Source organism: Herminiimonas sp. Marseille-P9896, assembly GCF_903993245.1.
GTDB lineage: Bacteria > Pseudomonadota > Gammaproteobacteria > Burkholderiales > Burkholderiaceae_D > Oxalicibacterium > Oxalicibacterium contaminans.
This window is the reverse complement of record NZ_CAJEVT010000006.1, coordinates 1-5745: the sequence shown is the minus strand read 5'-3', so window position 1 is coordinate 5745 and position 5745 is coordinate 1. Positions and strand designations below refer to the sequence as shown.

Below are 5745 nucleotides of genomic sequence, written 5' to 3'. Positions count from 1 at the left end.
TTTATACAAAGCGTCCGCGCAAAGCAAAAACCCTCCAGTATTTCTACTGAAGGGTTTTCTAAATAAAAGCCTGACGATGACCTACTTTCACACTGGTTGCAGCACTATCATCGGCGCAAAGTCGTTTCACGGTCCTGTTCGGGATGGGAAGGGGTGGTACCAACTCGCTATGGTCATCAGGCATAACTTGTAAAGTTACCTGCTAAGTCGTTGTTGCTGACTTGAGCAAATAACCCAATCTGGAAGAAGTAAATTTTGTATTTCTGGTTGTGATTCTCAAATCACACACGCTACTTGTAAGCCTACACCTGCTAAGGTTATAGGGACAAGCCGTACGGGCAATTAGTATCAGTTAGCTTAATGCATTACTGCACTTCCACACCTGACCTATCAACGTCCTGGTCTCGAACGACCCTTCAAAGAGCTCAAGGCTCTGGGAAATCTCATCTTAAGGCAAGTTTCCCGCTTAGATGCTTTCAGCGGTTATCTCTTCCGAACTTAGCTACCCGGCAATGCCACTGGCGTGACAACCGGTACACCAGAGGTTCGTCCACTCCGGTCCTCTCGTACTAGGAGCAGCCCCCTTCAAATTTCCAACGCCCACGGCAGATAGGGACCAAACTGTCTCACGACGTTTTAAACCCAGCTCACGTACCACTTTAAATGGCGAACAGCCATACCCTTGGGACCGGCTACAGCCCCAGGATGTGATGAGCCGACATCGAGGTGCCAAACTCCCCCGTCGATATGAACTCTTGGGAGGAATCAGCCTGTTATCCCCAGAGTACCTTTTATCCGTTGAGCGATGGCCCTTCCATACAGAACCACCGGATCACTATGTCCTACTTTCGTACCTGCTCGACTTGTCAGTCTCGCAGTTAAGCACGCTTATGCCATTGCACTATTAGCACGATGTCCGACCGTACCTAGCGTACCTTCGAACTCCTCCGTTACACTTTGGGAGGAGACCGCCCCAGTCAAACTGCCTACCATGCACTGTCCCCGATCCGGATAACGGACCAAGGTTAGAACCTCAAACAAACCAGGGTGGTATTTCAAGGATGGCTCCACGAGAACTAGCGTCCCCGCTTCAAAGCCTCCCACCTATCCTACACAGATTGGTTCAAAGTCCAATGCAAAGCTACAGTAAAGGTTCATGGGGTCTTTCCGTCTAGCCGCGGGTAGATTGCATCATCACAAACATTTCAACTTCGCTGAGTCTCGGGAGGAGACAGTGTGGCCATCGTTACTCCATTCGTGCAGGTCGGAACTTACCCGACAAGGAATTTCGCTACCTTAGGACCGTTATAGTTACGGCCGCCGTTTACTGGGACTTCAATCAAGAGCTTGCACCCCATCATTTAATCTTCCAGCACCGGGCAGGAGTCACACCATATACGTCCACTTTCGTGTTTGCATAGTGCTGTGTTTTTATTAAACAGTCGCAGCCACCAGTTTATTGCAACCCCTTCGTCCTTCTACAGTAAAGTAGTCAAACTACAAGGGCGTACCTTATCCCGAAGTTACGGTACCAATTTGCCGAGTTCCTTCTCCCGAGTTCTCTCAAGCGCCTTAGAATACTCATCTCGCCCACCTGTGTCGGTTTGCGGTACGGTCTCGTTAGACTGAAGCTTAGAGGCTTTTCTTGGAACCACTTCCGATTGCTTCGCGAATAAATTCGCTCGTCCCATGCCCTTGAATTACGCTGCCGGATTTGCCTAACAGCCTTCTATGACACAGTAACCGGGACATCCAACACCCGGACAACCTTTCGCGATCCGTCCCCCCATCGCATCTAACGACGGTGCAGGAATATTAACCTGCTTCCCATCAGCTACGCATCTCTGCCTCGCCTTAGGGGCCGACTCACCCTGCTCCGATGAACGTTGAACAGGAAACCTTGGGCTTACGGCGTGGAGGCTTTTCACCCCCATTATCGCTACTCATGTCAGCATTCGCACTTCTGATACCTCCAGCATCCTTTACAAGACACCTTCGCAGGCTTACAGAACGCTCTCCTACCATATGCTTACGCATATCCGCAGCTTCGGTGACTGGCTTAGCCCCGTTACATCTTCCGCGCAGGACGACTCGATCAGTGAGCTATTACGCTTTCTTTAAAGGATGGCTGCTTCTAAGCCAACCTCCTGACTGTTTTAGCCTTCCCACTTCGTTTTCCACTTAGCCAATCTTTGGGACCTTAGCTGGCGGTCTGGGTTGTTTCCCTCTTGACGCCGGACGTTAGCACCCGACGTCTGTCTCCCAAGCTCGCACTCATCGGTATTCGGAGTTTGCAATGGTTTGGTAAGTCGCGATGACCCCCTAGCCATAACAGTGCTCTACCCCCGATGGTGATACTTGAGGCACTACCTAAATAGTTTTCGGAGAGAACCAGCTATTTCCAAGTTTGTTTAGCCTTTCACCCCTACCCACAGCTCATCCCCTAATTTTTCAACATTAGTGGGTTCGGTCCTCCAGTGCGTGTTACCGCACCTTCAACCTGGCCATGAGTAGATCACTTGGTTTCGGGTCTACACCCAGCGACTGGACGCCCTATTCGGACTCGATTTCTCTACGGCTTCCCTATACGGTTAACCTTGCCACTGAATGTAAGTCGCTGACCCATTATACAAAAGGTACGCAGTCACGGAACAAGTCCGCTCCTACTGTTTGTATGCACACGGTTTCAGGATCTATTTCACTCCCCTTCCGGGGTTCTTTTCGCCTTTCCCTCACGGTACTGGTTCACTATCGGTCGATATCGAGTATTTAGCCTTGGAGGATGGTCCCCCCATGTTCAGACAGGATTTCTCGTGTCCCGCCCTACTTGTTGCAAGCTTAGTTCCACACCACATATTTCGTGTAAGGGGCTATCACCCTCTATGGCTGCACTTTCCAGAGCATTCCACTATATCTGATGCTAAAACTTGCGGCTGTTCCCATTTCGCTCGCCACTACTTTGGGAATCTCGGTTGATTTCTTTTCCTGCAGCTACTTAGATGTTTCAGTTCGCCACGTTCGCTTCACACACCTATGTATTCAGTGAGTGATGACCCAGAGGGCCGGGTTTCCCCATTCGGAAATCTGCGGATCAAAGCTTGTTTGCTAGCTCCCCGCAGCTTATCGCAAGCTACTACGTCCTTCATCGCCTGATATCGCCAAGGCATCCACCATGTGCACTTATTCGCTTGTCCCTATAACGTTAGCCTCTTAATCGCTTGCGCTTTTAAAAGACGGCTATAAGGCAAACAAGTACTACGTGTTTGCTGTATTGACACTGGACTGCCCTTGCGAGCAGCTGATCGTCAATACTATTTGATTTGATACAATCACAACCCATCAGCACAAACTAACAATGCTTACGCATCATTGGCTTGCACCAATAAATCTTTACTTCTTCCAAATTGTTAAAGAACAAAAACAGCCAATGATCTATCTAAAAGATCAAACCTAAATCACGTCTACACTTTCATGCAGATCAACTTAGGTTTGACATCTTGGTGGAGGTTGACGGGATCGAACCGACGACCCCCTGCTTGCAAAGCAGGTGCTCTCCCAGCTGAGCTAAACCCCCGAAACCGGTACTACGTATTTCTTGGTGGGTCTGGTTGGGCTCGAACCAACGACCCCCGCGTTATCAACACGGTGCTCTAACCAACTGAGCTACAGACCCGTTTGGATCAGTACCAACCAACACCGCACAAGCATTACTGCCTGCGCACTGCCGACATTCACTGTTCTTTTCTTACTAACAGCCCGATAAGTGTGGACGCTTAACTTTCACGCAAACTCTAGAAAGGAGGTGATCCAGCCGCACCTTCCGATACGGCTACCTTGTTACGACTTCACCCCAGTCACGAATCCCACCGTGGTAAGCGCCCTCCTTGCGGTTAGGCTACCTACTTCTGGTGAAACCCGCTCCCATGGTGTGACGGGCGGTGTGTACAAGACCCGGGAACGTATTCACCGCGACATGCTGATCCGCGATTACTAGCGATTCCAACTTCATGTAGTCGAGTTGCAGACTACAATCCGGACTACGATACACTTTCTGGGATTAGCTCCCCCTCGCGGGTTGGCGGCCCTCTGTATGTACCATTGTATGACGTGTGAAGCCCTACCCATAAGGGCCATGAGGACTTGACGTCATCCCCACCTTCCTCCGGTTTGTCACCGGCAGTCTCATTAGAGTGCCCTTTCGTAGCAACTAATGACAAGGGTTGCGCTCGTTGCGGGACTTAACCCAACATCTCACGACACGAGCTGACGACAGCCATGCAGCACCTGTGTTACGGCTCTCTTTCGAGCACCCTCTAATCTCTCAGAGGTTCCGTACATGTCAAGGGTAGGTAAGGTTTTTCGCGTTGCATCGAATTAATCCACATCATCCACCGCTTGTGCGGGTCCCCGTCAATTCCTTTGAGTTTTAATCTTGCGACCGTACTCCCCAGGCGGTCTACTTCACGCGTTAGCTGCGTTACCAAGACAATTAAGTCCCGACAACTAGTAGACATCGTTTAGGGCGTGGACTACCAGGGTATCTAATCCTGTTTGCTCCCCACGCTTTCGTGCATGAGCGTCAGTGTTATCCCAGGGGGCTGCCTTCGCCATCGGTATTCCTCCACATCTCTACGCATTTCACTGCTACACGTGGAATTCTACCCCCCTCTGACACACTCTAGCCATGCAGTCTCAAATGCCATTCCCAGGTTGAGCCCGGGGATTTCACATCTGACTTACATAACCGCCTGCGCACGCTTTACGCCCAGTAATTCCGATTAACGCTTGCACCCTACGTATTACCGCGGCTGCTGGCACGTAGTTAGCCGGTGCTTATTCTTCAGGTACCGTCATTAGCAAAGGATATTAGCCCTCACCGTTTCTTCCCTGACAAAAGAGCTTTACAACCCGAAGGCCTTCTTCACTCACGCGGCATTGCTGGATCAGGGTTGCCCCCATTGTCCAAAATTCCCCACTGCTGCCTCCCGTAGGAGTCTGGACCGTGTCTCAGTTCCAGTGTGGCTGGTCGTCCTCTCAGACCAGCTACTGATCGATGCCTTGGTAGGCCTTTACCCCACCAACTAGCTAATCAGATATCGGCCGCTCCATGAGCATGAGGTCTTGCGATCCCCCACTTTCATCCGTAGATCGTATGCGGTATTAGCGCAACTTTCGCTGCGTTATCCCCCACTCTAGGGTACGTTCCGATATATTACTCACCCGTTCGCCACTCGCCACCAGGAGCAAGCTCCCGTGCTGCCGTTCGACTTGCATGTGTAAGGCATGCCGCCAGCGTTCAATCTGAGCCAGGATCAAACTCTTCAGTTCAATCTCTGTTTTTGGCATTGCTGCCAGGTTCTTTCGAACCGGTCGCTCACTCAAAATACTGACAGGTACTTCCATTTCTGAAAGTATCTATATTTCTTTGTGAGCATTTAATGTTTAAAGTTATGACAGCGAATAAATTCACTGCCGCGCTTCCATTAAACGCCCACACTTATCGGCTGTTAATTTTTAAAGAACCTGTCCTGCTTCGCTATCAACTTGCGTCGTTTGCGTCGCTGCGAATCGTTTTGTTCGTCAGCAGCAGAGAAGCGAGATTATGTGGCATGTTTCAGTTTTCGTCAACATCTTTTTGATTTTATTTTTAAAAGATTTTTTAACTAACTCTTCTAAAAACTACTTCAAAAAGACTCGCTTCTAAACCACCGAAACGACCTTCGAAAACCACCACTTCTACTCCCC

At 49.9% G+C, this 5745-nt stretch carries 2 tRNA genes and 3 rRNA genes; all 5 read right to left on the bottom strand.

Annotated features, from left to right (window positions below):
• Positions 1-68: 68 nt before the first annotated feature.
• The 5 genes from rrf to H7U06_RS16240 all read right to left on the bottom strand — a co-directional run bounded on the left by rrf (position 69) and on the right by H7U06_RS16240 (position 5328).
• Positions 69-181 (bottom strand): 5S ribosomal RNA (rrf, locus tag H7U06_RS16260).
• Positions 182-321: 140 nt separating this feature from the next.
• Positions 322-3194 (bottom strand): 23S ribosomal RNA (locus tag H7U06_RS16255).
• Between the two features lie 304 nt (positions 3195-3498).
• Positions 3499-3574 (bottom strand) — tRNA-Ala (locus H7U06_RS16250).
• 22 nt (positions 3575-3596) lie between these two features.
• Positions 3597-3673: transfer RNA gene (locus H7U06_RS16245), tRNA-Ile, on the bottom strand.
• A gap of 122 nt (positions 3674-3795) precedes the next feature.
• A 16S ribosomal RNA gene (locus tag H7U06_RS16240) occupies positions 3796-5328 on the bottom strand.
• The 16S, 23S and 5S rRNA genes sit together here with 2 tRNA genes alongside, the layout of an rRNA operon.
• Positions 5329-5745: the final 417 nt, after the last annotated feature.